Genomic DNA, 251 nt, shown 5'->3' with positions numbered 1-251 from the left:
CGCGCCTTCACCCGTACTCCATGCTGGGAAAACCATTAACACGTTGATATCACTGATGTCTAAACCGGCGTCAAAAAGTGATTGCAATGTAAATGTGTACGTTTGCCATTGACCAATAACCGGTACTTGACCTTCAACACTTTCTGCAAGAGGAAGCTCCACTGCAGACGCAGCGCCAGTTGATTCAATTTTAAATAACCATTGAGCGTCTGTTGCGTTAGGTGGAGTTACCATTTTCATTTCAAATTGTA

Annotated in this window: 1 protein-coding gene; it reads right to left on the bottom strand. The window is 43.4% G+C overall.

From position 1 onward, the window contains the following. Positions 1-251: hypothetical protein (locus tag R2R70_RS21935; RefSeq protein WP_410979186.1), on the bottom strand; the 251-nt coding region annotated here is incomplete at both ends.

Origin of the sequence: Cobetia sp. SIMBA_158 (assembly GCF_046566945.1) — a bacterium.
Classification (GTDB): Bacteria; Pseudomonadota; Gammaproteobacteria; order Pseudomonadales; family Halomonadaceae; genus Cobetia; species Cobetia amphilecti.
The sequence above is the reverse complement of the archived record's forward strand: the minus strand, read 5'-3'. Positions and strand labels throughout refer to the sequence as shown.